Source organism: Arhodomonas sp. SL1, from assembly GCF_052060015.1.
Taxonomy (GTDB): Bacteria; Pseudomonadota; Gammaproteobacteria; order Nitrococcales; family Nitrococcaceae; genus Arhodomonas.
The window spans coordinates 67,523-92,926 of record NZ_JBPODZ010000009.1 but is presented as its reverse complement, the minus strand read 5'-3'; the positions used below and the strand labels follow the sequence as shown (position 1 = coordinate 92,926).

Genomic DNA, 25,404 nt, shown 5'->3' with positions numbered 1-25,404 from the left:
GGTGCTGGCCGGATTCTACCGGAGCGCGGCGTCGGGGTCAGGTGCTCGGTCGGGTCGCGCTGCCGTGGCGGCGGCGCGCTTGCTAGGATGGCCATGAGACCCGCGGCAGAAAGGCCCGCCATGATCCATCATCGACCGAGCACCCGGCTGGGGACCCACGAGGTCTTCAATCAGCCGCCGCCCCTGGACGACTATGACGCCTGGGCCACGGACCGGCCGCTGCGCGAGCAAGTCGGCCGCCTGGGCCCGGAATGGGTCGGTGAGTGGTTGCGTACCCTCGGTGGCGAGACCGGGCGGAACCACTGGTTCGAGCAGGGACGGCTCGCCGAGGGCAACCCGCCGGAGCTGGAGGCCTTCGATGCGGGGGGCCGTCGGGTCGACGAGGTGCGTTTCCATCCCGCCTACCATGCCCTGATGGCGCTGGCCGTCGGCCATGACCTCCATGCCGTGGCCTGGCGGCGCCGCGGGGCCGGCGACCATCTCGCCCACGTGGCGGGGATGTATCTGTTTACCCAGCCCGAGCAGGGGGTGTGCTGTCCGGTGACCATGACCCATGCCGCGGCGCCGGCGCTATTGGCCGAGCCCGCCGTGGCCGAGGATTGGGTGCCCCGGCTGCTGAGCACCAGCTACGATCCTCGTTCGCTCCCCGCGGGGGAGAAGGCGGGTGTGACCTTCGGCATGGCGATGACGGAGAAGCAGGGCGGCTCCGACGTCCGCGCCAACACCACGGAGGCGATCCACAGCGGCGGTGACGGGGAGTACGTGCTCACCGGCCATAAATGGTTCTGCTCCGCCCCTATGTCGGACGCCTTCCTGACGCTGGCCCAGGCCGGCGAGGGCCTGACCTGTTTCTTGGTCCCCCGCTGGCGCCCTGACGCCAGCCGTAACCCCATCCGGTTGCAACGGCTCAAGGACAAGTGCGGCAACCGCAGCAACGCCTCCGCCGAGGTCGAGTACGGCGGCGCCTGGGCGCAGCGGGTCGGTGAGCCGGGGCGGGGCGTGCGCACCATTATCGAGATGGTGCAGCAGACCCGCCTGGACGCCGCCACTGCGCCGGTGGGGATGATGCGCCAGGCCTTGGTGCAGGCCTGGCACTTCGCCCGTGCTCGGCGTGCCTTCGGTGGGGTCCTCGCCCGGCAGCCGCTGATGGAGCAGGTGCTCGCCGATCTTGCTCTGGAGGTGGAGGCGGGCCTGGCCCTGGTGCTGCGCCTCGCCGCCGCCTTCGAGCGCGGCCGCGAGGAGCCGGCGGAGGCCGCGCTCGCGCGTATCGGCACGGCGGTGGCGAAGTACTGGACCAACAAGCGTGCGGTCCCGGCCATCGGCGAGGCCATGGAATGCCTGGGGGGCAACGGTTACGTCGAGACCTCCCTGCTGCCCCGGCTCTATCGGGAGGCGCCAGTGAACGGCATCTGGGAAGGCTCGGGCAATGTACTGTGCCTGGATGTCCTCCGTGCCCTGTCCCGGGAGCCGGAAACGGGCGACGCGGTGCTGGCGGAGCTCGCCGCCGCCCGGGGCGCCGACCCGCGCCTAGACGCAGCCATCGACCGCATCCCCGGGCTGATGGCGGAGGGGGGGGAGAACCCCGCCGTGGCACGGCACCTCACCGAGGCCATGGCGCTGGCGTTGCAGGGCAGTCTGCTGGTGCGCGGGGCCCCGGCCGCGGTGGCCGAGGCCTTCTGTGCGGGCCGCCTCGGCCCCGGTGGGCTGACCTTCGGCACCCTGCCGAGCGGCCTTGACCGCGCCGCTATCCTGGAACGGGTATGGCCGTGTTGAGGCGTTGGCCCGACGCCGCCATGGCCGATCCCCACCGCATCGGCACCGTGGTCGCCGCCGCGGGTGTACTGGCGCTTAGCTTCGATGCCCTATTGGTACGCCTGGCCGGCACCGAGGGCTGGAACGTGGCGTTCTGGCGGGGCTGGGGCATCGCCATCGCCATGGGGCTGGTCCTGCTGCTGCGTGGCGAGCCCTGGCGCCCCCACGGCCGCCGGGAGATCACCGCCGTGGTGGCCGCCATGGTCATCTACGGGATCAACAACGCGCTGTTCGTGCTCTCCGTCTCCCATACCCGGGCGGCGAACACCGTGGTGATCCTGAGCTGCGCGCCGTTCTTCGCCGCCGTGCTCTCCCGGGTGTTCCTCAAGGAGCGCATCCGGCTGCGCACCGCGGTGGCCATTGCCGTGAGCATCGCCGCGGTGGTGATCGTGTTCTCCGGTTCCCTCGGTGGCGGCACCATGCTGGGCGACGGCCTGGCCATCCTGCTCTGCGTCTCCCTTGCCTCCGCACTGACCCTGCTGCGGCGGTTCCCGGACATCCCCCGCATTCCGGTGACCTGCGGCGCCGGCGTGGTTGCCGGGCTGCTGGCCTGGCCCTTCGCCGAGCCCTGGAGCCTGGCGCCGGCGAGCTACGGCTGGCTTGCCATCATGGGGCTGGTGCAGATGCCACTGGCGTCGGTGCTACTGATGACCGCCACCCGCTACCTGCCCTCCCCGGAGGTGAGCCTGTTCCTGCTCATCGAGACGGTGCTCGCGCCGGTGTGGGTCTGGGCCGCCATCGGCGAGGAGCCGCCGCCGCTGACCCTGGTGGGCGGGTTCCTCATCCTCGGGGCGATCACCGTCCACTCCTGGCTGGCCCTGCGGGAGGCCAGCCAGGGGCGCCCGGCCGGCTACCACATGAGGTCGTCGGGCACGGGGTAGTCGGCGTAGTCCGGGTCCTCGTCGGCGCCCGGCTCGGCGCGGAAAATCACCAGGAAGGGGGCCGCCTGGCCCACCTGCTCGGCGATCTCGCCGGGGATCAGCCGGTAACGGCCGCGGGTGCGGGCGATGGCCAGCTTCCCCGCGGCGAGGTCGCGCTGCTGCTCGGCGCTGACATGGATCTTCTTGATCCGGCCGTCGTGGCTGAAGTTGAAGGTGACGTCGCAGTGGCGTTCATCCCGGGGGATCTCGGCATCGATCACCCGCTTGCGGGCCGCCTTCTCCTCGGCTTGTCGTTGGCGCTCCGCCTCGCGCTGGCGGTTTAAGTCACGGTCACGGGCGCGCTTGGCCTCATCGTAGAGGGCGGCCTGGCGGGCCGCCTCGTCCTGCTGGGGGCGACGCTGGGATTTCTTCTTCTTCGCGCCCTTTTTGGGGCGCTTCTGGCCTTCGACCCGCTTGACGTCGTCCTCGGAGGCCAGACCGGCCTTTAGCATCTGCTCGCGCAGCGAGTTGCTCATGGGGGCACCCCTCGATCCGGTTTCATCCCTGTTCGACAGGGTATACGCGCCGGCGTTCTTCCGCCTATCCCTGGCCCTGGGGTCGCGGCAGGTAGGGCAGGCTCAACCCGGCCATCTCCTGGGCGATGCGCATCACCTGGCAGCTGTAGCCCATCTCGTTGTCGTACCAGACGTAGATGACGCAATGACGGCCGTGGGTGATCAGCGAGGCGGCGTCGATGACCCCGGCGTGCCGGGAGCCCACCAGGTCGGTGGAGACGATCTCCGTTGAGGCGGTGTAGTCGATCTGGTCGGCGAGCGGCGAGTACAGCGCGGCGTCGCGGAGGAACTGCCGCAGGCCCTCCTCGTCGACCTCCTCGTTGAGGGTGAGCTTCAGCACGGCCATGGACACATCCGGCGTGGGCACGCGGATGGCGTTGCCGGTGAGCCGGCCGCCGAGCTCCGGCAACGCCTTGACGACCGCCTTGGCGGCTCCGGTCTCGGTGAGAACCATGTTCAGCGCCGCGCTGCGCCCGCGTCGGGAACCCTTATGGTAATTGTCGATCAGGTTCTGGTCGTTGGTATAGGCATGGACCGTCTCCACGTGGCCGTATTCCAGCCCGTAGCGGTCGTTGATCAGCTTCAGCACCGGGGTGATGGCATTGGTGGTACAGCTCGCCGCCGATAGGATACGGTCGTCCGGGGCGATATCGCGATGATTCACCCCATAGGTGATGTTCTTGAGGTTCCCCTTGCCCGGGGCGGTGAGCAGGACCCGTGCCGCGCCCTCGGCCCTGAGGTGTTGGGACAGGCCCGCCTCGTCGCGCCACTTACCGGTGTTGTCCAGGATCAGGGCGTCGTGGATGCCGTAGGCGGTGTAGTCGATCTCCGTCGGGGAGGCGGCGTAGATGACCTTGATGTAGTTCCCGTTGGCGACGATGGCATTCTCTTCGGGTACCGTGAAGATGGAGCCGTTGAACGGTCCGTGCACGGAATCCCGCCGCAGCAGGCTGGCGCGCTTGTCGAGATCGTCCGGGTCGTTGCTCGGGCGCACCACCACCGCCCGCAGGCGCAGCTTGTTGCCGGCGCCGGTCTTCTCGATGAGCAGTCGCGCAAGCAGTCGCCCGATGCGGCCGAAGCCGTAGAGGACCACGTCCTGGGGCGCCTCGAGCAGCGGACCCTCGCGGTCGACGATCTCGGCGAGCTCCTCGCGCAGCCAGTCGGTGAGCGCCGGCCGTGGCTCCTCGAGCTTGCCGTAGGCCACCGCCAGCCGGCCCAGGTCCAGCCGGGCCGGTGCGAGGCGGAGGGCGGACAGCGCCTCAAGCATGGCGTAGCTGTCACGGATGTCCAGGGGGTTGCCCTCGTACTGCTTGACGAAGCGGTGGGCCTTGAGGATGTCGATGGTGTTGACGTTGTTGAGCGGGCGACCGTAGATACGCAGGACCAGGCCGCGGTCGCGGTAGAGCCGGCCGATGATGGGCAGCATCTGCTCGGCGAGCTCCTGGGCCTGTTTCCACTGCTGGAGGTGGACGTCGCGCTCGGTAATCGACATGGATCGTTCCCCTGGGTTTCCTGCATCCGCAATTGTGATGCCGTACGGCGGGTTACGGCGCCGCGAATGCTACGACAAAATGCCCGAATTGTCCCGTCCCCCGCGATCGTGATCCGACGATCGTGGTCTCCGCCGGGGCCATCGGCTCAGCCGAGCAGGGCCTCGAGGATGTAGAAGAACAGTACGGCGAGCACCGCCCCCGCTGGCAGGGTGACGATCCAGGAGATGAAGATCTGGCCGACCATGCGCAGGTTCAGTGCCGCGATGCCGCGGGCCACGCCCACCCCGAGTACGCCCCCGACCAGGGTGTGGGTGGTGGAGATGGGCAACCCCGTCCCCGAGGCCAGGACCACCGTGGTGGCCGCCGCGATGGTGGCGGCGAAGCCGCGGCTCGGCGACAGGGAGGTGATGCCCTGGCCGACGGTGCGGATCACCCGCTGGCCGTAGGTGACGAGCCCGATGACGATGCCCACGCCACCGAGCAGCAGGATCCAGACATTGAGGTCCGCCGTGGCGGTGACCTCCCCCCCACTGGTCACCACGCTGACCACCGCGGCCACTGGCCCGACCGCGTTGGCCACGTCGTTGGAGCCGTGGGCGAAGGCCATGGCGCAGGCGGTGATGATCATCAGTACACCGAAGACCCGCTCAACGTTGGTGTAGTGGAAGTCCAGATCCGCCCGCGGATCGATGTCGAGCCGTCGGATGCCCGCCACCCCCGCGGCGAGGACGATCAAGCCGGTGCCCGCCGCGATGAGCGCGCTTGCCACCAGGCCGAACTCCACGCCCACGTGCTTGAGCCCTTTGGTTAGGGTCACCAGCGCCACAACGAAGCCGACGGCGAACATGTACAGGGGCACATACCGTTTGGCGTTGGCGAGGGGGGTGTCGGTATCGAGGATCAGGCGCTGGACGGAGAGGAACAGGAAGAAGGCGATGGTGCCGGAGAGCAATGGCGAGACCACCCAGCTCGCCACGATGGATAGGGTCTTGTCCCAGTGTACTGCCTCCGGGCCGATGCCTACGGCGGCGAAGCCGACCACCGCCCCGACGATGGAGTGGGTGGTGGATACCGGCCAGCCGAAGTAGGAGGCCACGAGCAGCCACACCGCAGCGGCGAGCAGGGCGGCGAGCATGCCGAAGACCAGCAGCTGGGGGGCCTGGACGAACACCTCCGGGTTGACGATGCCCTTGCGCACCGTGTCGGTGACCTCGCCACCGGCGAGGATGGCCCCGGCGAACTCGAAGATGGCGGCGATGATCACCGCCTGGGTGATGGTGACCGCCTTGGAGCCCACGGAGGTCCCCATGGCGTTGGCCACGTCGTTGGCCCCGATGCCCCAGGCCATGAACAGGCCGAATACCGTCGCCAGCACCAGCAGTGTGATCTCGAACTCCATGGAACCCTCGGCGCCCGGAAGGTGGGTGGTCAGCGTGCGAGCATCAGTTGCAGGCGGCTACCTACGCGCTGGGCACGGTCGGCGAGGCTGCCGATCCAGTCGATGATCCGGTAGAGAAACATCACGTGCACGGGAGGCAGCTCATCCTCGAGCTTGAACAGCTCCTGTCGGATGGTTACCTGCAGGCGGTCGGTGTCGCTCTCGATGCGGTCGAGCTCGGTGAGCATGCCGTTGACGATATCCACCTCGTGGCCCCGGAAGCCGGTTTCGAAGAGCTCGTCGAGCTCTTCGATGGCCTTGCGGGCCTGGCGGGTGGTGTCCACGGCGCGCTGTATGAAGGCGGCCATGGGTTCGGCGATGGCCTCAGGAAAGCTCATGCGGCGGCCGAGGATGAGCCCGGAGATGTCCTTGGCGCGGTTGGCTACCTTGTCCTGCATGGTCAGGACCTCCAGGAGGTCCCGCCGCGCCACCGGCAGCATCAGCCCCTTGGGCAGCTGTAGGCGCAGCTCGTGCTTGAGGCGGTCGGCATCGCTCTCGAGCCGGGCGATGCGTGCCTGATGGGCCTCGGCCGCCTCCCAGTCCTCACGCCGCACCGTCTCGAAGAAGGGCACCAGCTCCTCGACGCAGGCGCTCACCTCGGCCATGTGCCGTTGCAGGGGGCTGACCGGTGACTTGCCGAAGAGCTGGCTGAAGAAGTTCGGGGGCATGGTCACACCCGCTGTTACCGGAACGCGGCGTATGGTACCCGTTCCGTCAGCGATGTGTAACAGGGACGTGCCGCCCGGCGGGGCCGGGCAAGGCACGGTTTACGAGCTGATCCGATCCAGGGCCGCGGTGAAGCCCATCATCGATAGTGGCAGCTCGATCTCCCCGCGCGGCCCGCGGATGGTCACTGTCGCCTCGGTGCCGCGTTTCATCTGGTTGAGGAGCTCGTCCTCCAGTGGGATGTCGGCGCGGCAGCCTGCCTGGAAGCAGACCTGGACGGGAAAGCGCACGGGCTCGTTGTCGTCGACCTGCATTTGTACCCCCGAGGGCAGGTGGATCCCCAGGGGTAGCTGGAACACCGCTACCGGCGCGTCGATCTGCTCCCGCGGCGGGTAGGCGACCGCAACCCGCATGACCAGCTCGTCGTTGTCACTACGGGTCACGCCCTGGAACATCTCGCAGCCGCCCCGCGGGCCCTGCTCGCCGAGGCCGCAACGCACGCCCCAGTCGTCGAAACGCTCCACGTCCTCCGGGTCGACCTGTCGTTGTGGCGTGGCCATGCCGTCCTGGCCGGGCGTACCGCCGTCCGCCGCGCCGTCCTCTGCGGGGCTCAGGAAATCGTCGTCCGCGGCGCCTCCGGTGTCGCCGCTGTCGCTGCCGTTGAGAAAGCCGCCTTCGTCCTGGGCCTGCGCGACCCCGAGGCCGAGGCCGAGCAGGACAACGAGGCCGATCCAAGCATTCCGGTATCGCATGTCTCTCCAGTGGGTTCGTGGTTTGGGAAGGCCACAGTCTAGAGCAACGCCGGCGCCGCTGACATGGCCCCTCGCGTGCCTACGCGCCCTCGTCGGGGTCCGCAAGCTCGGCGTAGGGATCGCGAGTCCGTTCCCGGGCGCTGTCGTTCATCTGCGACCAGTGCTCGTCGGCAGGGCGGTGCCGGGGGTAAGGCGAGGGCCAGCGCGCCGACAGAGGCTCCCTTCATGGAAGTGTCTCCCGGTGGTTCGTCATCAAGGACGCCGCAGGCAGGGGAAGGGAAGCCGGAGCCGGCGGGCGGCCCCGGCGGCGTGGGTCACTCCATCATCTGCTGCAGCCGCTCGGCGAGCTCCGGATTCTGGCGCAGCTGCTGGGAGATGTTGTTGTACTCCTCCACGGACATGCCGGTGTCCTCCACCGCCTGTACCATCTCCTCGTTGGCCTGCTGCTGAAGCTCGCGGGCCTTCTCCTGGTCCTGCACGCCCTCGAGCTGACCGGAGTAGTCCTGGCGGATCTCCTGGATCTCGCCCATGGCCTCGCTGAAGCGCTCCAGCTGGGCGTCATTCACCGGCTCGGCGGCCTGCTGGTTCTCGTTCTGGGCGTGGACGGACCCGCCGGCGAGGAATGCGGCGAGAGCGGCGGCGGAAAGGAGCTTGGTATTGAGTCGCATGATCACCTCATTGCGTTCGTGCGTCGAATGACTGTCGGGTCGTTACCCGTTACTGTCCTTTGCATGGCTCATGCCAGCATCGGCATGCGCTGGCCAGTGGGGGCTTCGATGCCGTGAACCGTACCGTCTCCCCCGTGGTCGTATGGCTCAGAACGGGACAGGTGTATCGCTATGAGACACCCACGCATGGGTCTGCGGGGCGCAGTGCTGGTGATGGTGCTGCTACCCGTCGTGGCCCTGGTGGCCGCCGGCGGGGCCGTAAGCCTCAGCCTGGTCGAGGAGGCGGCGGAGCGGCGGCTGCGCGAGGATATCCAGCTCATCGCCCGGGCACTGGAACCGCCGCTGACGCGGGCGCTGGGCCGGGACCGCGAAGGGGCCTTGCAGGAGGCCCTGGACTCCGCCTTCGCCTTCGGCCGCGTCTACGGGGCCCATGTCATCGGCGCCGACGGCGAGGTCCTCGCCGGCGCGGGACGCGGTGCCGAGCGGATGCTGCCGGCGCAGGCCTTCGATGCCGCCCGCCGCAGCCGCGTCCACTGGGAGGGCTATGCCCGCAGTGCCGGCGAGCCGGTGTATGCCTATTTCGTGCCCCTGGTCGGCCGCGGTGGCCGTTTCGAGGCCTTGCTGCAGATCACTCGCCAGCGCAGCGAGATGCAGGACGTCCTCGAGCGGATCCGGGTCTGGGGCGCAGTCGGTATCGGCGGGTTCGCCCTGCTGCTGCTCAGCGTGATACTCCTGGGCTATCGTCAGGTGGTGGTGCGCCCAGTGGAGCGGCTCCTCGAGGGTCTGCGCCGGGTCGCCGCCGGCGAGCGCGACCACCGGCTCGTGGCCTCCGGACCGCTGGAGCTGCGCCGGATCGCCGACAGTGTCAACGGAATGCTCGATGCCCTGCGCCGCAACGAGCGGGAGGTGGCCCACCGACAGGCGGTGGAGGCGAGCCTGCGCGACGACCTGAAGGAGTCGCGCCGGCTTGCCGTGGTGGGGGAATTCGCCGCCGGTGTGGCCCACGAGCTGGGTACGCCGCTCAGCGTCGTCGATGGCACCGCCCAGCGCCTGAGCCGTCGCAGCGATGAAGAAACCACCCTGCAGGCCACCGCCCGCATCCGCGAGCAGGTGGGTCACATGAGCGATATCCTCGAGCAGCTCATGGCGTTCGCGCGGCACACCCCACCGCGGCGTCGCGACCTTGCCGCCGGGCCGATCCTCGAGCGCGCCCTGCAGCAGGCACGGGAGCGGCACCTCGGTCTCGTATTCGAGCGGCAGGATTGCGCCGACGAAGCGGCGCCGCGGGTGAGCGGTGATGCCAGTCAGATCGAGCAGGCCCTGGGCTATCTCCTCGGCAACGCCGCCGACCATGCCGGCTCGCGGGTCCTGGCCTCTGTGACCGCGGGGGAGGGGAAGGTGCGGTTCGCCATCGAGGACGATGGCCCCGGGGTCGCGGAGGCCCTCTGGGGGCGCTGTTTCGAGCCCTTCTACTCGACGCGGCCCACCGGGGAGGGGGCCGGTCTCGGGCTCTCGGTGGTCCATGGCATCGCCGAGGCCCATGGCGGTGCCGTGGCCTTCGAGGATCCCGGATGGCTCGGCGGTGCCCGGGTGGTGCTCGAGATCCCGGCAGCCAGCGAGGAGGGGGCATGAGTGGCGACGGCGCTCGGGTGCTCGTGGTGGAGGACGATGCCGCGCTGGCCGGACTGATCGTCGACGAGCTCGCCGAAGCGGGGCTGGCGGCGGAGTCCGTGGCCAGCGCCGAGGCGGCCCGGCAGCGACTGGCCACCGGCGGCGTCGATTTGGTGGTCAGCGACCTGCGGCTCCCTGGAGAGGACGGGATGGGGTTGCTCGAGCGGGTCCGCGCCAGTGAGGATGGCGCGTTGGTCGCCTTCGTCGCCATCACCGCCTTCGGCAGCATCCGCCAGGCCGTGGACGCGCTCAAGCGCGGCGCCGACGACTTCCTGACCAAGCCGCTGGATTTCGATCATTTGCTGGTCAGCGTGGAAAAGGCGCTGGCCCACCGCCGGTTGCTGCGCCGGGTCTCGGAGATGGAGGCCGCGGCGCGCGAGGGCTCGGATTTCCACGGCATGATCGGCCGCAGCGACGCGATGCTCTCGCTGTTTGACGTGATCCGCCGCATCGCCGCCGTGGGGGCCTCGGTGCTGATCACCGGGGAGAGCGGTACCGGCAAGGAACTGGTGGCCCGGGCGCTGCACGCCGAGAGTGGCCGCTCGGAGGGGCCCTTCGTCGCCGTCAACTGCGCCGGGGTGCCGGCGGATCTGCTCGAGAGCGAGTTCTTCGGCCACGTCCGCGGTGCCTTCACGGGGGCACAGCGGGCCCGGGAGGGGCTGTTTCGGGCCGCCGACGGCGGCACCCTCTTCCTCGACGAGATCGGGGAGATGCCGGCCCCCCTCCAGGCCAAGCTGCTCCGGGTGCTGGAAGACGGCCGCTTCCGCCCCGTGGGCGCCGAGCACGAGGAGCAGGTGGATGTGCGTGTGGTGGCGGCCACCAACGCGGACCTGGAGGCGGCGGTGGCCGACGGCACCTTCCGTGAGGATCTCTTCTACCGTCTGGAGACCTTCCGGATCGAGGTGCCACCGCTACGCGAGCGCGGCGACGACCTGGATCTGCTCACCGCCCGCTTTGCCGCCCGCTTCGCCGGGGCACTCGGCCGCGATACGCCGGAGCTGGCCCCCGAGGTGGTGGCGCTGCTGGCCCGCTACCCGTTCCCGGGCAATGTCCGCGAGCTCGCCAACACCATGGAGCGGGCGGTCACCCTCAGCCGCGACGGCAGAATCCGCCGGGAGGACCTGCCCCCGCGGCTGCTGCGCCATGCGGGGCGAGATTCCGGGGAAGGGGAGAGTGGGCCCGCTATCCTGCGCCCCCTTGCGGAGGTGGAGCGCGAGCACGTCCGCGCCGTGATGCAGGCGGTGGGCGGCAACAAGCGCCGCGCCGCCGAGATCCTTGGGATCGGGCGACAGACCCTGTACCGCAAGCTCGAGGGCTCGCCCGCGGATTAGCCGTGGGTGCGCCGCCGGCGTTGGTGCTCGCCGAAGGCTTCCAGGGCCGGCAGGAAGGCGCGGAAATCCCTCTCCAGCGCGGGATAGAGGGCGGCGAGGTCCTCGCCGGTGCCCCGGAGCAGCTCCGGGCGCCGGGGCAGGCGCGTCGACATACGCTCCAGGGCCATCACCGTGTTGTCCAGGCAGGCATAGGAGGCCAGCCAGTCATCGGCCCGCATCTGTGGGAGGAGACGGGCCAGCCGCGGCGGCAGCAGGCCGTGCCGTGCCTCCAGGGCGGCATACGCCCGCGCGGTGAACTGCGACAGGGGCTCGGGATGCAGGCGTACCCAGTCGCGGGCCAGGAAATGGTCGAACACCATGTCTAGGATGATGCCTGCGGCGCGACGGCGGTGCGGTGGGAACCGGCGCCGTGCCCGGCGGACCACGGGATGGTCGTCGGTGAAGCAGTCCACCCGCCGGTGCATATGGATGCCCGCGCGGACGCCGGCCGGTAGTTCTGGGTCCGGGCGGCCCCGGACGAAATCGCCCATCAGGTTCCCGGCGAGCAGCGCATCGTCATCGCCGGCGAGCCAGGCGTGGGCGAGGAAGTTCATTCCGCCGCGGGGAGCAGTGTGCGGATCGCCTCGGGGATGGGGATGGAGTGGCCCGCGTGGTGGTCCACCCAGACCATGAGGGCGGTGCCGCTGGCGTAGAGCACCTCCGCATCGGCGCCGTCGCGGATCTCGTAGAAGGTCTCCACGCTGCTGCGCCGCGGCGGGGTGGCGAGCATGCGCACGCGCACGGTGGCCGGGTAGACGATGGAGCGGCGGAACTCGCAGTAGGCGTTTACGAGCACGGGGCCGGTGGCGGTGCCCGCGCCGACGCCCTCGCCGATGCCCACCTGGTGCATCCAGTCGATGCGCACCTGCTCGAAATAGCGGAAGTACACGGTGTTGTTCACGTGGCCCAGGGCGTCCTGATCACCCCAGCGCACCGGGAACTCGCTCTCGGCGAGCAGGCTCTTCTCGCTCACTGCTTCGCCCTCCGTTTCAGCCCTGCGGTGCCGTGGGGCGGTTGCCGCCACTGCGCCGCCGGCCGCCGCCACGTCCGCCATTGCGCGGCGGACCGCTGCGGCGCTGATTCTGTACCCGTTTGGCGGGCTTGATGTCCTCGACGATGAGCTCCGGCGGGGCCAGCTCCGAGGGGATCTTCTGATCGATGAAGGCCTCGATGTCGGGTAGCGAGTAGACGTAGCTCTCGCAGGCGAAGCTGATGGCGTCGCCCTTCTCCCCCGCCCGCGCGGTACGCCCGATGCGGTGGACGTAGTCCTCGGCGTCCTGGGGCAGGTCGTAGTTGATCACGTGGGAGACGCCGGGGATATGCAGGCCGCGGGCGGCGACGTCGGTGGCCACCAGCACCGGCAGCTCGCCCTTCTGGAAGGCGCTGAGCAGTTCCTCGCGCTTTTTCTGGGGGATATCCCCGGAGAGCACGGCGGTGTTGATGTCATTGCCCAGCAGATAGCCGGTGACCCGGTCGGCGGTGCGCTTGGTGTTGACGAAGACCATGGTCCGGGTCACGTCCTTGCTGCGCAGCACCCCCAGCAGCAGCCCGATCTTCTGGTTGTTCTCCACGTGGTAGAGCTTCTGGTTGACCTTCTCCGCGGTGATCTGCTCGGGCTCGATCTCCACGGTATCCGGGTCGTTCATGTGCTCCCAGGCCAGCTCCTTGACCCGTTGGGACAACGTCGCCGAGAAGAGCATGTTGATGCGCTTCTCCGGGGGCGGCATCCGTCGCAGCAGGAAGCGGATATCGGAGATGAAACCCATGTCGAACATGCGATCGGCCTCGTCGAGGACGGCGACCTCCACGTTGTCCAGGGTGAACACCCGCTGCTTGTAGAAGTCGATGATCCGCCCCGGGGTGCCGATGAGGATGTCCACCCCTTCCTCGAGGCGCCGGCGCTGCTTCTCGTAGCCGGTGCCGCCGTAGATGCAGGCGAACTCCATACCGGTGAAGTAGCCGAGCTTCTCGGCGTCCCGGTGGATCTGCAACGCCAGCTCCCGGGTCGGGGCGAGGATCACCGCCCACGGGCCGGTCTTGTCCGCGGCCACCGGCGTGGTCATCAGGTAGTGCATGGTGGCCAGCAGGAAGGCGGCGGACTTGCCGGTGCCGGTCTGGGCCTGGCCGGCCACGTCGCGGCCCTTCAGCGCCAGCGGTAGGGTGGACTCCTGGATGGGCATGCAGTGGCTGAATCCGGCCTCGTCGAGGCCCAGGAGCAGGGACTCGTGGAGCCCTAGCGAACGGAACGTTGTTTCGGTCAAATGGTCATTTTCCATGCCGCCGCAGGATAACGGATTTCCGCGGCACTTGGGAGAGGCATCGATGTAGGGGCACCGGCGGGCGGGCGGAAAACCCCGCGCCCGATCGGTGTATTTGGGCCCGGCCGTAGCGATAAGATGTGGCTGACATACGATACTGACCCGTTCACGGGCACGCGAGGAAGTAGGTTATGAGCGATATCCAGGGCACCATCCGCGAGCAGGTGGAAAGCAATCCGATCATCCTGTACATGAAGGGCACCCCGCAGTTTCCGCAGTGCGGGTTCTCCATGAAGGCATCCCAGGCGCTGGCCGGCTGCGGCAAGGAATTCGCCTACGTCAACGTCCTTGAGGACGAGGGTATCCGCCAGGGGGTCAAGGAGTTCGGTGATTGGCCGACCATCCCCCAGCTCTACGTCAACGGCGAGTTGGTGGGTGGCTGCGACATCATCCTGGAGATGTACGAGTCCGGGGATCTCCAGAAGCTGGTGGAGGAGGCCACCGGTAGCCAGGCCTGAGCCCTACGTTCCGGCAGCAGACCGGCGTACCGTCGGCACCGGGGCCGGTCCCGCGGCGCCCGCGGTACGGCCAGGGCTGATTGTGTTGGTCACCGTCGGCGGGGCGGGAATCCGTCACGGGAGACGCTGTGAACACCTCCCTGTACGCTCGACGGCGGCCATCCCTGGCCGCCGACGCTCCCGTGCCGGATTCCCGCCCCACCGACGGACTGTGCGGTAACCCGCGGATTTGTACCGGCGAGCGGCGGGTCCTTTCGGGTTGGCCTCTGGTAGCGGGGTCGTCGCCGGCTCGCCCGTATGCGCCGCGCGCTGGCGGGCGGTTTACTAGCGCGCCAAGGCCCCGTAATCCGGGAACCCGTTGAGCTCGTCCCAGCGATTGACGATGGCGCAGAACAGCTCTGCGGTCTTCTCGGCGTCGTAGATCGCCGAGTGGGCCTCGCGGCCGTCCCAGCCGGCACCGGAGGCCTTCACCGCGCGGGCGAGCACGGTCTGGCCATAGGCCAGCCCCGCCAGGGTGGCGGTGTCGAAGCAGGAGAACGGGTGGAAGGGGTTGCGCTTGATGCCGGTCCGCTCCACCGCGGCGTTGAGGAAACCGAGATCGAACCAGGCGTTGTGGCCCACCAGCACCGCGCGGGTGCAACCCGTCTCGCGGATCTCCTGGCGTACCGGTTTGAAAACCTGGCGCAGGGCCTGCTCTTCGGGTTTGGCCATGCGTAGCGGATGATCCGGGTCGATGCCGTTGAACTCCAGGGACTTGGGGTCCAGGTTCGCGCCTTCGAACGGCTCCACGTGGGTGGTGTGGGTCTCCGCGGGGTAGAGCAGCCCCTTATCATCGGCGCGTACGATCACCGCGGCGATCTGGAGCACCGCGTCGGTGGCGGCGTTCAGACCGCCGGTTTCGATATCCACCACCACGGGCAGGAATGACCGGAAGCGGTTGGCGATGGGGCGATGGGGCACGGTGCCGGCGTCGGGGGCGTTACGGTTCACGGTGATTCCGTCAGTGCTGCTCGCGGGGTTTGGGGTCGCCCATCATACACGCCCCACCGGCCCTTCGCCCTCGTCGGCCAGCCGCCAGGCGACCCGGCCCCCGGCCCGCAGGGGGACGATCCGCCCGCTGCCCAGGGGCAGGTCCTCGGGGACGGGCTCCGGGTCACGGACCAGCCGGATCCGTTCGCCGTTGCGTGGCAGGCCGTAGAAGTCCGGGCCGTGGTGGGCGGCGAAGCCCTCCAGTCGATTCAGTGCCCCGGCCGCCTCGAAGGCCTCCGCGTACAGCGCGAGGGCGTAGGGGGCGGTGTAGATCCCGGCGCAGCCGCAGGGGTTCTCCTTGGCGCTGCGGGGATGCGGGGCGGAGTCCGTGCCGAGGAAGAACTTGGGGTTGCCGGAGGTGGCCGCCGCGAGCAGCGCCTCGCGGTCGGTCTCGCGCTTTAGCACCGGCAGGCAATAGTGGTGCGGGCGGATGCCGCCCACCAACAGGTCGTTGCGGTTGAGCAGCAGGTGGTGGGCGGTGAGGGTACCGGCCAGCCGTTCCGGCCCCTGCTCCACGAACCGCACCCCAGCGGCGGTGGTGACATGCTCGAGCACCACCTTCAGCTGGGGATGGCGCTCGAGCAGCGGCGCGAGGCGCTCCTCCAAGAACACCCGCTCGCGGTCGAAGATGTCCACCCCCGACGTCGTGACCTCACCGTGGACGAGTAGCGGCAGTCCCGCCGCGGCCATGGCGGCGAGGGCTTCATCACAGCGGCCGAGATCGGTAACCCCGGAATCCGAGTTCGTCGTGGCACCGGCGGGATAGAGCTTTACGGCATGGACGGCCCCGCTCGCCGCGGCCGCCTCCACCATCTGCCCCGTGGTGTTGTCGGTGAGGTACAGGGTCATCAGCGGGGTGAAGCCGCTGCCCGGTGGTACCTGCTCGAGGATGCGGCGGCGGTAGGCCTCGGCTGCGTCCACGTCGGTCACCGGCGGGGTGAGGTTGGGCATGATGATGGCCCGGCCGAACTGACGCGCCGAGGCCGGGACCACGTCGGCGAGGACCTCGCCGTCGCGGAGGTGGAGGTGCCAGTCGTCCGGCCGCGTAAGGGTGATACTGTCCAATCCCGTTCCCCGTGCACGCGCGAATGTGGTGGCCATTGTAACGGCTCGCTGTCGGTCGTGTGCCGCCCACTGGGTTGCCAGCCCACCCCTCGTGGCGGCAGACTTGTGCCTCGACAAACCATTCACAGTCGCCAGGGGAGCCCTATACAGGGCTGAGAGTGCGCAGTGGCGCAGACCCTGGAACCTGAACCGGGTCATACCGGCGGAGGAAGCGCGACATGTCCCTTCTTACCCTCGTTGTCGTCGTGGCGGCATTGGCCGTGTTCACCTGGCTGGGCGTGCGCGCCCGCTACGTCCACGGCGGCCTGGACGACTATGTGACCGCCCGCAACAGCCAGGGCGGCCGCGTCATTGGCCTGTCCTTCCTGGCCTCCGGCATGGGTGCCTGGATCCTGTTCGCGCCGCCGGAGGTGGGGGCGTTCGTGGGGCCGGTGGCCCTGGGTGGCTACGCCCTCGGTTCAGCACTGCCGTTCTTCGTCCTCGGCCTCTGGGGGCCGGCCATGCGACGGCGGTTGCCCGCGGGCCGCAGCATCGGCGAGTTTGCCGCCAGCGTCTACGGCCAGGGGGTGCGCCGCTGGGTGGCCTTCATATCGGCGCTGTATATGCTCTGCTTCCTGGCCGCCGAGCTCACCGCCATCGGTGCCATCACCGGCATGCTCTCCGGTATCCCCGGCTGGGCAGCAGTGATCGGTGTCGCGTCGGCAACATTGGCGTACACCGCCCTCGGCGGGCTTCGGGCGAGCCTGGTCACCGACCGCTGGCAGGCGTGGCTGCTGCTGGCGCTGGTGGCGCTGGTGGCCGGCGTGGCGGTCTCAAAGGCAGGGGAGGGAGACGCTGGGGCGCTGAGCCTCCCCGCGGTGCCCGTGGCCGATGCCCTGGGGGTGGCGGCGGCGCTGGTCATCGCCGTCACCGCCGCGAACCTATTTCACCAGGGCTACTGGCAGCGGGTGTGGGCGGCGCGGGATGGTGCGGCGCTGGGACGCGGCGCGCTGCTCGGTGGCGTGACCACCATCGTGGTGGTGGCGGTGATCGGTGGCCTGGGCCTCTACGCCGCCGCGGCGGGACTGCCCCTGGGGGAGCCGCCGGTGCCGTTCTTCGCGCTCCTCGCCGAGGCCCCGGCCTGGCTGACCGTGCCCGCGCTGGTCCTGGCGGTGACCCTGGTGGCTTCCTCGGTGGATACGCTGCAGAACGGCTTGGCCTCGCTGCTGGTCACCGAGGGCCGCGGGCGCGGGCTCTCCCTCGCGGTGGCACGGGGGGTTACCGTCGCCCTGATGATCCCGGTGGTGGCCATCGCCCTGCAGGGGATCTCGGTGTTGCGGCTCTTCCTCATCGCCGATCTGCTCTGTGCCACCACGGTGGTGCCGGTGTTCCTGGGGCTGTGGTCGCGTATGGGTCCCGCCGCGGCGGTGGCCGGGGCCCTCGCCGGGCTCGTGGGGGCCGTCATCCCCGGCTGGGTGAGCACCGGTAGCGTCGTCGGCGGGCCATTGGCCGCGAGCTTCCCGGACGGCGTGCCCACTCTCGGCCCCTTCGCCGGCGCACTCATTGCCTCCGCGCTGGTGAGCCTACTGGTCGCCGCGATCGCCCCGGGGCGGCGCCCTTGATTTGTCGGGGTGGCCATCCGATCATAGCCGGTCGTTTCGAACTGGGATTTTCAGGGGCGTTCCCGCGATGAGTGATGTGAAAAAGGTGGTGCTCGCGTACTCCGGTGGGCTGGATACCTCGGTGATCCTGCAGTGGCTGCGGGAGACTTACAACTGCGAGGTGGTGACCTTTACCGCCGATCTCGGCCAGGGCGAGGAGCTCGAGCCGGCCCGCGCCAAGGCCGAACAGCTCGGGGTGCGCGAGGTCTACATCGACGATCTCCGCGAGGAATTCGTTCGCGACTACGTCTTCCCCATGTTCCGGGCCAACGCCATCTACGAGGGCGAGTACCTGCTCGGCACCTCCATCGCCCGGCCGCTCATCGCCAAGCGCCAGATCGAGATCGCCCGGGAGACCGGGGCCGATGCCGTCTGCCACGGGGCCACCGGTAAGGGCAACGACCAGGTCCGCTTCGAGCTCGGCTACTACGGCCTGGAGCCCGGCATCAAGGTGATCGCCCCCTGGCGGGAATGGGACCTGAACTCCCGGGAGAAGCTCCTCGCTTATGCCGAGCGTCACGGCATCCCCATCGAGGGCAAGACCGAGGGCGGCGGCTCGCCGTACTCCATGGACGCCAACCTCCTGCACATCTCCTACGAGGGTGGTGTGCTGGAGGACCCGTGGACCCCGGCCGAGGAGTCCATGTGGCGCTGGAGCGTGGCCCCGGAGCAGGCCCCGGACCGGCCCACCGAGATCGATATTACCTTCGAGGGCGGTGACCCGGTGGCCATCGATGGCGAGCGGATCGACCCTGCGGCACTGCTGCTGCGGTTGAACCAGCTGGGCGGGGATAACGGGATCGGGCGGATCGACATCGTCGAGAACCGCTACGTGGGTATGAAGTCCCGTGGCTGCTACGAGACCCCCGGCGGCACCATCCTGCTGCGCGCCCGCCGCGCCATCGAGTCCATCACCCTGGATCGGGAGTCGGCCCATCTCAAGGACGAGATCATGCCGCGGTATGCCGAGACCATCTACAACGGCTATTGGTGGAGCCCCGAGCGCCGGGCCATGCAGGCGCTCATCGACGAGACCCAGAAGACGGTCAACGGCGTGGTGCGCCTGCGCCTGTACAAGGGTAACGTTTCGGTGGTGGGGCGTTCCTCGGAGACCGATAGCCTGTTCGACGCCAGCATCGCCACCTTCGAGGACGACGCCGGCGCCTACGACCAGAAGGACGCCGAGGGCTTCATCAAGCTCAACGCCCTGCGCCTGCGGGTCGCTGCCAAGCGTCGCGGCTGACGCTCAGCCGCGGTGCGCCGCGCCCCGCCCCCAGGCGGTGACCGCGGCGGCCTCCGGCGGCAGCCATTCCGCGAGCCCGCCGGTGAACGCCTCCCAGGCCGTGGCCTGGTCGTCGCGCACGGAGGTGAGCACGGGGATCCCGGCCGCGAGCAGCCCGAGTAGCTCCGAGGCGAAGCCCTTGCCCTTCGCCTCCAGGGGCCCGAAACGGTCGACGATCACCAGCCCCGGCGCCTCCTGCTGGAAGCGCCGCAGCCAGGCCGCCGCCTCCGCCAGGGCGGCGGTATCCAGGCTGCAGGCGGTCGATCCCTGTCCCAATACCTGGGAGATGGGCATCGACTCCCCGGATCCGAGCACCCGCAGGTGGCGGCGCAGGCGGCCATCGGGGTCGCGCTCGTGGTACTGGATCAGTCCGCGCACGGTGATGCCCTCGGCGGCCAGCATCCCGGCCGCGGCGGTGAACACCCCGGCGACATCGTCATCGTCGCCGCGATGGATGGCCGCCGCCTGCACCACATCGTCTTCCATTGCTGAACCTCTTGCCATGGCGAGCACCACTAGCACAGGGCCGCGGCGGTGATCTTGATCCGCGTCAGCCCGGGTTACTCCCCCGCGTATTCCGTCTTTTCCGGGAACTCGCAGAGGTCGTGGATCACGCAGGCGCCGCAGCGGGGCCTGCGGGCGGTGCAGACGTAGCGCCCGTGGAGGATGAGCCAGTGGTGGGCGTCCTTGCGATATTCCTTGGGTGTCCAGCGCATCAGCCGGTCCTCCACCTCGCGGACATTCTTTCCCGGGGCGAGGCCGGTGCGGTTGGCCACCCGGAAGATGTGGGTGTCCACGGCGATGGTGGGCTCGCCAAAGGCGGTGTTGAGGATGACGTTTGCGGTCTTGCGGCCCACCCCGGGCAGGGCCTCCAGCGCTTTGCGTTCCCGCGGTACCTCGCCGCCGTGGCGCTCCACGAGGATCTCGCAGGCCTTGATGAGGTTTCGTGCCTTGGCGTTATAGAGGCCGATGGAGCTGATGTATTCCTTCAGTCCCTCCTCCCCGAGGGTCAGGATGGCCTCCGGGGTATTGGCCACCGGGAACAGCCGTGCCGTCGCCTTGTTGACACCCCGATCGGTGGCCTGGGCGGAGAGGATCACCGCCACCAGCAGCTCGAAGGGGGTGGCATAGTGGAGCTCGGTGGTGGGGGCGGGGTTGGTCTCGGCCAGGCGGCGGAAGATCTCGGTGCGTTTCTCCCGGTTCAAGCGGCGGCCTCCTTGGCGGTGACAGGGTTGCGGCGGGCGGCGGAGCGCCGGCCCTCGATGACGTTGCGCGCGGCGAGCAGCAGTCCAAGCCCGATGAACGCCCCGGGTGGCAGCAGCGCTGGCAGGAAGCCGTCATAGCCCGGCAGCACCAAGGTCAGCTCCCGTGCCCAGTCCCCCAGGAGGAGGTGGGCGTTGTGGCCCAGGGTGCCGCGGCCGACGAGCTCCCGTCCCGCGCCCAGGGCCAGCAGCACGGCCGTGAACCCGGCGCCGGTGGCCAGTCCGTCCATCGCCGCCGCCCCCACCGGTTGGCGGGAGGCGAAGGCCTCGGCGCGGCCGAGGATGGCGCAGTTGGTGACGATGAGCGGGATGAAGATGCCGAGGATGCCGTGGAGCTCGTGGAAGTACGCCTCCATCAGCATGCCGATGACGGTGACGAAGGTGGCGATCACCAGTACGTACACGGGGATGCGCACGGCGTTGGGGACCGACCGCCGGATCAGCGAGACGGTGGTGTTGGAGGCGAGCAGGGTCAACGTGGTGGCCAGCCCCAGCCCCAGGGCGTTGACCACGGTGGCGCTCACCGCGAGGAGCGGGCACAGCCCGAGTAGCTGCACCAGCCCGGCGTTGTTGTGCCATAGGCCATCGGAGACGATGTGCCGGAAATCCGGTGGTGTCATGATCTGTCTCCCTTTCGCCGTGCCGGCGAAGATTCGCCTGCAGGCAGGCTCCTACGGCCGGGATGTGCCGGTGTAGGGGCGCGCACGGCGCGCGAATCGGCGGTGTGCTTCCCCCCTCGGGCGAAGAGCTCCTCGCGATGGGCCTCGAAGTATACCAGCGCCCGGCGCACGGCATGGACCACCGCCCGCGGGGTAATGGTGGCGCCGGTGATCTGGTCGAAGGCACCGCCGCCCCGGGCCACGGTCCACTGCCCTTGCGGGGGATCACCGAGGCGACGCCCCCGAAACTGTTCGAGCCAGTCGGACTTCTCGGCCTCGATGAGATCGCCCAGCCCTGGCGTCTCGCCGTGCTCGATCACCCGCACACCGACCAGGCTGCCCTCGGCGCGGATGCCGATGAGCAGCCGGATCGCGCCGTTGTAGCCGTCCGGGGCGACGGCGGTGAGCACCGCCGCCACGGGCTCGCCGTCACGGTAGGCGCGATAGACGGTCAGGGCCTCGTCGGTGCCCAGGGCGTCCGGGGCGCGAACGGTAAGGGTATCGCGGGTGACCGGTCGGTCGAAGGGGCCCTCCGGCAGCACATCGGCGAGGCGGTGGCGGACCGCCGCCTCGCGGTTGGCCTCGATGGCGGGGTCGGTGACGCGATGAGTGAGGGCGAGCAGTACCGCCCCCGTGGCGGCACAGGTGGCCAGTACGATGGCAGCGACCAGGCTGGCTCGCGCAGGGTGGTCACTCATCACCGCCCCCACTGCGGTGGCCATAGGGACGCGGGCGGGTATAGGTATCGATGAGGGGTGCCGCCGCGTTCATGAGCAGCACGGCGAAGGCCATCGCATCCGGATAGCCGCCGTGGGTGCGTATCAACCAGACCAGCACCCCGATACCGGCGCCAAAGAGCCACCGGCCCCGGCGGGTGGTGGCCGCGGTGACCGGGTCGGTGGCGATGAAAAAGGCCCCGATCATGGTCGCCCCGCTCAGCCAGTGGAAGGTGACACCAGGGTGGCTGCCCGGGTCCGCCAGCCAGTGCGCCGCCGCCGGCACGGCGATCCCGGCGAGCACGCCGGCGGGGATGCGCCAGTCCGCGGTACGGCTCACCACCAGGTAGAGCCCTCCCACCAGGAAGGCGAGGTTGAGCGCCACCCAGCCCTGACCACCCAGGGAGCCCCAAAGGGGCCCCTCTCGGATCTCCGCCAGGGTGCGCGCCTGTGCCAGGCCCGTGCGGACCGCATCCAGCGGCGTGGCCGCGGTGACCGCATCCACGGCCGGGTTGAGGATGATCCCCAACGCCGCCCGCAGGCCCGGCGCGCCGTCGAGCAACCCCGAAGGCGCCGGCCAGCGGCTCATCTCCTGGGGGAAGGCGATGAGCAGGATCACGTAGCCGACCATCGCCGGATTGAACAGGTTGTATCCGAGACCGCCATAGAGATGCTTGGCGAAGACCAGGGCGAAGGCAGTACCCACCACCACCAGGTACCAGGGCGCCAGCGGGGGGATGCTCAGCGCCAGGAGCACCGCGGTGACCGCGGCGCTGCCATCGCTGAGGAACATCCGTAGCGGCCGGCCGCGCAGGTGCAGCATGACGGCCTCGATGGCCAGGGCCGTGGTGACGGCGGCCATGATCTGCCACAGGACACCGGCACCGAAGAAGGCGACGTGGGTGGCCGTGGCCGGCACCAGCGCATAGAGCACCCGGCGCATGGTCGTCCCCACGCTGTCCGGGGGGCGTAGATGGGGGGGAGGGGCGAGGCGCAGGGCCATCAGCCCCGCGGCTCCTCGTCTCCCGTATCCGCCTTGCGCCGACGCCGGCGGGCCAGCGCCGCCGCCACCGCTGCCTTGCGGTCGTCGCCCTCGCCGCTGCCGCGCAGCCGTGCCCGCTTCTCCGCCCGGCGGCGTTCGCGCTCCTCGGCCTCGCGGGCGAGGCGGCGCTGGCGCGCCTCGTACCGGGCTCGGGCCTTCTCTGCCTGGATGCGGGCCTCCTCGGCTGCCGCCATCTCGCCCTTGGCATGGCGGAAATACTGCACCAAGGGGATATGGCTGGGGCAGACCGCTGCGCAGGCCCCACAGTCGATGCAATCCTCGAGGTGGTGGCCGGCAAGCTGCTCTAGGTCGCCGGCACGGGCATACCAGTAGAGCTGCTGGGGCAGCAGGGAGGCGGGGCAGGCCTCGGCACAGGCGCCGCAGCGGATACAGGGCATCGCCGGTGCCGGTGGCGGGAACAGCGCCCGCGTGGCGGCGAGCACGCAGTTGGTGCCCTTGACCACCGGCACCCCTTCCTCGGCGACGGCGAAGCCCATCATCGGTCCGCCCATGATCAGCCGGTCCAGTCCCTCCGTGCCCCCGGCGGCGGTGAGCAACGCCGCGAAGCTGGCCCCGAGGGGCGCGTCCAGGACCCGGGGCTCGGTGACGGCGTCGCCGGTGACCGTGACATAGCGCCGGGTCAGCGGCTCGCCGTTACGGACGGCGCGGCAGACGGCGGCGGCGGTACCCACATTCTGGCAGAGCAGGCCGAGCGCCGGCGGCAGGGCGCCGGCGGGGACCTCCTCGCCGGTCAGTGCCTGGATGAGCTGGCGCTCGCCACCGGCGGGGTAGCGGGCCGGCACGGTGACCACCTCGACATCGGCGCCGGCCGCCGCCTCCGCCGCGGCCCGGGCCTCGGGCATGTCCTCCTCCACCGCGAGCAGGCAGCGCGTCGCCCCGCAGATCCGGGCGAGGATCCGGCCGCCCTCGACCACCTCTTCGGCCCGGTGGCGAAGCAGCATGTCGTCGCAGCTGATCCAGGGCTCGCACTCGACACCGTTGAGCACCAGGGTGTGCACTCGCTCCCCCGCCGCGGCCAGCTTGGCGGCGGTGGGGAAGGCGGCGCCGCCGAGGCCGGCAATGCCCGCCTCGTGGATGCGCTCGCATAGCGCGGCGGGCTCCGTTCGCTGCCAATCCAGCGGTGGCTGGCGCAGTGGCGGGCCCTGCTCCGGATCGACGCGGAGCACGATGGCAACGACCGCCTTGCCGGAGGGATGGGGCGCCGGGCGCGGCTCGATGGCCGTCACGGTGGCCGAGACCGGCGCATGGAGGGGGGCAGTGGGGGAGTCGGGATCGTCGGCGATCACCGTGCCGGCACGTACCCGGTCGCCGGCGGCGACCACCGCCCGCCCCGGCGTGCCCACCGCCTCCCCGAGGGGCAGCACGAGCTCGCCGGGCAGCGGAAGGGGGCGGACCGGGCGGCCGGTAGAGATCGTGCGTGCGCCATCGAGGCGCAGACCGCCGGGGAAGCGATAGGGTGCCGCCTTCATTATTGCCCTTCCGGCACGGGCCAGCGCCAGGCCTCGATGCCCTGGCGGGCCGGTTGCATGTGGATGCAGTCCACGGGGCAGGGCTCGACGCAGAGCTCGCAGCCGGTGCACTCCGCGCGCAAGACCGTGTGCATCCACTGGGGGGCGCCGACGATGGCATCCACCGGGCAGGCGTGGATGCACTTGGTGCAGCCGATGCAGAGGTCTTCGTCGATCCAGGCCACCAGGGGCACCGTCGGTGCCTCGCCGCGTTCCCGGTCCAGGGGCGGGGCGTCGCGGCCGAGCAGCTCGGCCAGGGCGGACACCGTCGCCTCACCGCCGGGGGGACACTGGTTGATCTGCGCCTCGCCGCGGGCGATGGCCTCGGCGTAGGGGCGACAGCCCGGATAGCCGCACTGGGCGCACTGGGTCTGGGGCAGCAGGGCGTCGATGCGCGCCACCAGCGGGTCCTCGTTGGCACGCAGCCGCACCCCGCCGTAGCCGAGTAGGGCACCGAAGATCAGCCCGAGGCCGCCGAGGACCGCCAGTGCTGCCCACATGCTCATCCCCCGGCGCTGACCATGCCGCTGAAGCCCATGAACGACAGTGCCAGCAGCCCCGCAGTGACCAGTGCAATGGCGCCGCCGCGGAACGGCGCGGGAACGTCCGCCTGCTCCAGGCGCTCGCGCATCCCGGCGAAAAGGATCAGCACCAGGGAGAAGCCGCCGGCGGCCCCCAGGCCGTAGAGCGCCGATTCCACCAGGTCGTGGGCCTGCCGGACGTTGAGCAGGGCGACGCCGAGCACCGCGCAGTTGGTGGTGATCAGCGGCAGGAAGATGCCCAGCACCTGGTGGAGCACCGGGCTGGTGTGGCGCACGAGCAGCTCGGTGAACTGTACCACCGCGGCGATCACGAGGATGAACGCGATGATCTCGAGATACTCGAGGCCCAGCGGCACCAGCAGGTAGGTGTTGATCAGATAGCTCGCCACCGAGGAGAGGGTGAGCACGAAAGTGGTGGCGGCGGCCATACCCACCGCCGGCTCCACCCGGCGGGAGACCCCCATGAACGGGCACAGCCCGAGGAACTTCACCAGCACGAAGTTGTTCACTAGCACGGTGGAGACCAGGATCAGCGCCAGCTCACTCATGGGTCGAGT

At 69.8% G+C, this 25,404-nt stretch carries 26 protein-coding genes and 1 riboswitch; of the genes, 7 read left to right on the top strand and 19 right to left on the bottom strand.

Annotation, left to right across the window (positions count from 1 at the left end; genetic code table 11):
- Positions 1-120: 120 nt before the first annotated feature.
- Positions 121-1,773: an acyl-CoA dehydrogenase family protein gene (locus ACQ754_RS13155; RefSeq protein ID WP_440997493.1), complete on the top strand. Its 1,653-nt coding sequence runs from the start codon at positions 121-123 to the stop codon at positions 1,771-1,773.
- The gene (locus tag ACQ754_RS13150) at positions 1,761-2,693 is read left to right on the top strand and encodes a DMT family transporter (RefSeq protein WP_440997492.1); all 933 of its coding nucleotides are present in this window, start codon (positions 1,761-1,763) and stop codon (positions 2,691-2,693) included. The genes ACQ754_RS13155 and ACQ754_RS13150 overlap by 13 nt, the downstream gene beginning before the upstream one ends.
- Here ACQ754_RS13150 and ACQ754_RS13145 read toward each other — a convergent pair.
- The 6 genes from ACQ754_RS13145 to ACQ754_RS13120 form a co-directional block, all read right to left on the bottom strand.
- The gene (locus ACQ754_RS13145; protein ID WP_440997491.1) at positions 2,663-3,208 is read right to left on the bottom strand and encodes a DUF2058 domain-containing protein; all 546 of its coding nucleotides are present in this window, start codon (positions 3,206-3,208) and stop codon (positions 2,663-2,665) included. The genes ACQ754_RS13150 and ACQ754_RS13145 overlap by 31 nt on opposite strands.
- A 64-nt stretch (positions 3,209-3,272) precedes the next feature.
- The gene (locus ACQ754_RS13140; protein ID WP_440997490.1) at positions 3,273-4,739 is read right to left on the bottom strand and encodes a glyceraldehyde-3-phosphate dehydrogenase; all 1,467 of its coding nucleotides are present in this window, start codon (positions 4,737-4,739) and stop codon (positions 3,273-3,275) included.
- A 146-nt stretch (positions 4,740-4,885) separates the two neighbouring features.
- Positions 4,886-6,139 carry an inorganic phosphate transporter gene (locus tag ACQ754_RS13135; RefSeq protein ID WP_440997489.1) on the bottom strand — a complete coding sequence of 418 codons (1,254 nt, stop codon included), beginning with the start codon at positions 6,137-6,139 and terminating at the stop codon, positions 4,886-4,888.
- Positions 6,140-6,168: 29 nt separating this feature from the next.
- The gene (locus ACQ754_RS13130; protein ID WP_440997488.1) at positions 6,169-6,846 is read right to left on the bottom strand and encodes a TIGR00153 family protein; all 678 of its coding nucleotides are present in this window, start codon (positions 6,844-6,846) and stop codon (positions 6,169-6,171) included.
- A gap of 99 nt (positions 6,847-6,945) precedes the next feature.
- A complete protein-coding gene (locus ACQ754_RS13125) occupies positions 6,946-7,596 on the bottom strand; it encodes an invasion associated locus B family protein (protein ID WP_440997487.1) in 651 nt (216 codons plus the stop codon).
- Between the two features lie 314 nt (positions 7,597-7,910).
- Positions 7,911-8,264, bottom strand: a complete 354-nt coding sequence (locus ACQ754_RS13120; protein ID WP_440997486.1) for a DUF4168 domain-containing protein — start codon at positions 8,262-8,264, stop codon at positions 7,911-7,913.
- A 171-nt stretch (positions 8,265-8,435) separates the two neighbouring features.
- On the opposite strand from ACQ754_RS13120, the gene ACQ754_RS13115 reads away from it, so the two are divergent.
- Both ACQ754_RS13115 and ACQ754_RS13110 read left to right on the top strand, forming a co-directional pair.
- Positions 8,436-9,896, top strand: a complete 1,461-nt coding sequence (locus ACQ754_RS13115) for an ATP-binding protein (protein ID WP_440997485.1) — start codon at positions 8,436-8,438, stop codon at positions 9,894-9,896.
- Positions 9,893-11,266, top strand: coding sequence for a sigma-54-dependent transcriptional regulator (locus ACQ754_RS13110; RefSeq protein ID WP_440997484.1), 1,374 nt, complete (start codon positions 9,893-9,895; stop codon positions 11,264-11,266). Before ACQ754_RS13115 ends, ACQ754_RS13110 begins: the two co-directional genes overlap by 4 nt.
- On the opposite strand, the gene ACQ754_RS13105 is transcribed toward ACQ754_RS13110, so the two are convergent.
- From ACQ754_RS13105 to ACQ754_RS13095, 3 genes are read right to left on the bottom strand one after another with little or no spacing between them, the layout of a single operon-like run.
- Positions 11,263-11,859: an ACP phosphodiesterase gene (locus ACQ754_RS13105; RefSeq protein WP_440997483.1), complete on the bottom strand. Its 597-nt coding sequence runs from the start codon at positions 11,857-11,859 to the stop codon at positions 11,263-11,265. The genes ACQ754_RS13110 and ACQ754_RS13105 overlap by 4 nt on opposite strands.
- On the bottom strand, positions 11,856-12,278 hold the full coding sequence (locus ACQ754_RS13100; RefSeq protein ID WP_440997482.1) for an acyl-CoA thioesterase: 423 nt from the start codon (positions 12,276-12,278) through the stop codon (positions 11,856-11,858). The genes ACQ754_RS13105 and ACQ754_RS13100 overlap by 4 nt, the downstream gene beginning before the upstream one ends.
- Positions 12,279-12,294: 16 nt before the next feature.
- On the bottom strand, positions 12,295-13,566 hold the full coding sequence (locus ACQ754_RS13095; RefSeq protein WP_440997481.1) for a DEAD/DEAH box helicase: 1,272 nt from the start codon (positions 13,564-13,566) through the stop codon (positions 12,295-12,297).
- Between the two features lie 188 nt (positions 13,567-13,754).
- Between ACQ754_RS13095 and grxD the strand changes: the two genes are divergently transcribed.
- Entirely contained in the window at positions 13,755-14,081 is a 327-nt protein-coding gene (grxD, locus tag ACQ754_RS13090) for a Grx4 family monothiol glutaredoxin (RefSeq protein ID WP_440997480.1), read from the top strand.
- 324 nt (positions 14,082-14,405) lie between these two features.
- Here the strand turns inward: grxD and rnt are convergent, their stop codons facing one another.
- Both rnt and pyrC read right to left on the bottom strand, forming a co-directional pair.
- A complete protein-coding gene (rnt, locus tag ACQ754_RS13085; protein WP_440997479.1) occupies positions 14,406-15,071 on the bottom strand; it encodes a ribonuclease T in 666 nt (221 codons plus the stop codon).
- A 42-nt stretch (positions 15,072-15,113) separates the two neighbouring features.
- On the bottom strand, positions 15,114-16,175 hold the full coding sequence (gene pyrC / locus ACQ754_RS13080) for a dihydroorotase (RefSeq protein WP_440997478.1): 1,062 nt from the start codon (positions 16,173-16,175) through the stop codon (positions 15,114-15,116).
- Positions 16,176-16,298: 123 nt separating this feature from the next.
- Positions 16,299-16,404, top strand: a riboswitch (TPP riboswitch).
- Between pyrC and ACQ754_RS13075 the strand changes: the two genes are divergently transcribed.
- Both ACQ754_RS13075 and ACQ754_RS13070 read left to right on the top strand, forming a co-directional pair.
- On the top strand, positions 16,394-17,776 hold the full coding sequence (locus tag ACQ754_RS13075; protein ID WP_440997477.1) for a sodium:solute symporter family transporter: 1,383 nt from the start codon (positions 16,394-16,396) through the stop codon (positions 17,774-17,776). Its footprint overlaps the riboswitch before it by 11 nt.
- Positions 17,777-17,843: 67 nt before the next feature.
- Positions 17,844-19,058 carry an argininosuccinate synthase gene (locus ACQ754_RS13070; protein WP_440997476.1) on the top strand — a complete coding sequence of 405 codons (1,215 nt, stop codon included), beginning with the start codon at positions 17,844-17,846 and terminating at the stop codon, positions 19,056-19,058.
- A gap of 3 nt (positions 19,059-19,061) precedes the next feature.
- Here ACQ754_RS13070 and ACQ754_RS13065 read toward each other — a convergent pair whose 3' ends face one another.
- The 8 genes from ACQ754_RS13065 to rsxA form a co-directional block, all read right to left on the bottom strand.
- Entirely contained in the window at positions 19,062-19,583 is a 522-nt protein-coding gene (locus ACQ754_RS13065) for a DUF2478 domain-containing protein (RefSeq protein ID WP_440997475.1), read from the bottom strand.
- Between the two features lie 74 nt (positions 19,584-19,657).
- Positions 19,658-20,302 carry an endonuclease III gene (gene nth / locus ACQ754_RS13060; protein ID WP_440997474.1) on the bottom strand — a complete coding sequence of 215 codons (645 nt, stop codon included), beginning with the start codon at positions 20,300-20,302 and terminating at the stop codon, positions 19,658-19,660.
- Positions 20,299-20,979 (bottom strand): electron transport complex subunit E, encoded by a 681-nt coding sequence (locus ACQ754_RS13055; RefSeq protein WP_440997473.1) that lies wholly within the window; start codon positions 20,977-20,979, stop codon positions 20,299-20,301. The genes nth and ACQ754_RS13055 overlap by 4 nt, the downstream gene beginning before the upstream one ends.
- Positions 20,976-21,716, bottom strand: a complete 741-nt coding sequence (rsxG, locus tag ACQ754_RS13050; protein WP_440997472.1) for an electron transport complex subunit RsxG — start codon at positions 21,714-21,716, stop codon at positions 20,976-20,978. Before rsxG ends, ACQ754_RS13055 begins: the two co-directional genes overlap by 4 nt.
- Complete coding sequence (locus ACQ754_RS13045) at positions 21,709-22,737, bottom strand: RnfABCDGE type electron transport complex subunit D (protein ID WP_440997471.1); 1,029 nt, start codon at positions 22,735-22,737, stop codon at positions 21,709-21,711. Before ACQ754_RS13045 ends, rsxG begins: the two co-directional genes overlap by 8 nt.
- Positions 22,737-24,266 (bottom strand): electron transport complex subunit RsxC, encoded by a 1,530-nt coding sequence (rsxC, locus tag ACQ754_RS13040; protein ID WP_440997470.1) that lies wholly within the window; start codon positions 24,264-24,266, stop codon positions 22,737-22,739. The genes ACQ754_RS13045 and rsxC overlap by 1 nt, the downstream gene beginning before the upstream one ends.
- Complete coding sequence (rsxB, locus tag ACQ754_RS13035) at positions 24,266-24,811, bottom strand: electron transport complex subunit RsxB (protein WP_440997469.1); 546 nt, start codon at positions 24,809-24,811, stop codon at positions 24,266-24,268. Before rsxB ends, rsxC begins: the two co-directional genes overlap by 1 nt.
- On the bottom strand, positions 24,808-25,395 hold the full coding sequence (gene rsxA, locus ACQ754_RS13030) for an electron transport complex subunit RsxA (RefSeq protein ID WP_440997468.1): 588 nt from the start codon (positions 25,393-25,395) through the stop codon (positions 24,808-24,810). The genes rsxB and rsxA overlap by 4 nt, the downstream gene beginning before the upstream one ends.
- Positions 25,396-25,404 lie beyond the last annotated feature (9 nt).

Bases quoted from the DNA above. Each gene is read 5' to 3' on its own strand.
- ACQ754_RS13155 (WP_440997493.1), top strand. From the start codon at position 121: ATGATCCATCATCGACCGAGCACCCGGCTGGGGACCCACGAGGTCTTC.
- ACQ754_RS13150 (WP_440997492.1), top strand. From the start codon at position 1,761: ATGGCCGTGTTGAGGCGTTGGCCCGACGCCGCCATGGCCGATCCCCAC.
- ACQ754_RS13145 (WP_440997491.1), bottom strand. From the start codon at position 3,208: ATGAGCAACTCGCTGCGCGAGCAGATGCTAAAGGCCGGTCTGGCCTCC.
- ACQ754_RS13140 (WP_440997490.1), bottom strand. From the start codon at position 4,739: ATGTCGATTACCGAGCGCGACGTCCACCTCCAGCAGTGGAAACAGGCC.
- ACQ754_RS13135 (WP_440997489.1), bottom strand. From the start codon at position 6,139: ATGGAGTTCGAGATCACACTGCTGGTGCTGGCGACGGTATTCGGCCTG.
- ACQ754_RS13130 (WP_440997488.1), bottom strand. From the start codon at position 6,846: ATGCCCCCGAACTTCTTCAGCCAGCTCTTCGGCAAGTCACCGGTCAGC.
- ACQ754_RS13125 (WP_440997487.1), bottom strand. From the start codon at position 7,596: ATGCGATACCGGAATGCTTGGATCGGCCTCGTTGTCCTGCTCGGCCTC.
- ACQ754_RS13120 (WP_440997486.1), bottom strand. From the start codon at position 8,264: ATGCGACTCAATACCAAGCTCCTTTCCGCCGCCGCTCTCGCCGCATTC.
- ACQ754_RS13115 (WP_440997485.1), top strand. From the start codon at position 8,436: ATGAGACACCCACGCATGGGTCTGCGGGGCGCAGTGCTGGTGATGGTG.
- ACQ754_RS13110 (WP_440997484.1), top strand. From the start codon at position 9,893: ATGAGTGGCGACGGCGCTCGGGTGCTCGTGGTGGAGGACGATGCCGCG.
- ACQ754_RS13105 (WP_440997483.1), bottom strand. From the start codon at position 11,859: ATGAACTTCCTCGCCCACGCCTGGCTCGCCGGCGATGACGATGCGCTG.
- grxD (WP_440997480.1), top strand. From the start codon at position 13,755: ATGAGCGATATCCAGGGCACCATCCGCGAGCAGGTGGAAAGCAATCCG.
- ACQ754_RS13075 (WP_440997477.1), top strand. From the start codon at position 16,394: ATGTCCCTTCTTACCCTCGTTGTCGTCGTGGCGGCATTGGCCGTGTTC.
- ACQ754_RS13070 (WP_440997476.1), top strand. From the start codon at position 17,844: ATGAGTGATGTGAAAAAGGTGGTGCTCGCGTACTCCGGTGGGCTGGAT.
- ACQ754_RS13065 (WP_440997475.1), bottom strand. From the start codon at position 19,583: ATGGAAGACGATGTGGTGCAGGCGGCGGCCATCCATCGCGGCGACGAT.
- ACQ754_RS13055 (WP_440997473.1), bottom strand. From the start codon at position 20,979: ATGACACCACCGGATTTCCGGCACATCGTCTCCGATGGCCTATGGCAC.
- rsxG (WP_440997472.1), bottom strand. From the start codon at position 21,716: ATGAGTGACCACCCTGCGCGAGCCAGCCTGGTCGCTGCCATCGTACTG.
- ACQ754_RS13045 (WP_440997471.1), bottom strand. From the start codon at position 22,737: ATGGCCCTGCGCCTCGCCCCTCCCCCCCATCTACGCCCCCCGGACAGC.
- rsxC (WP_440997470.1), bottom strand. From the start codon at position 24,266: ATGAAGGCGGCACCCTATCGCTTCCCCGGCGGTCTGCGCCTCGATGGC.
- rsxB (WP_440997469.1), bottom strand. From the start codon at position 24,811: ATGAGCATGTGGGCAGCACTGGCGGTCCTCGGCGGCCTCGGGCTGATC.
- rsxA (WP_440997468.1), bottom strand. From the start codon at position 25,395: ATGAGTGAGCTGGCGCTGATCCTGGTCTCCACCGTGCTAGTGAACAAC.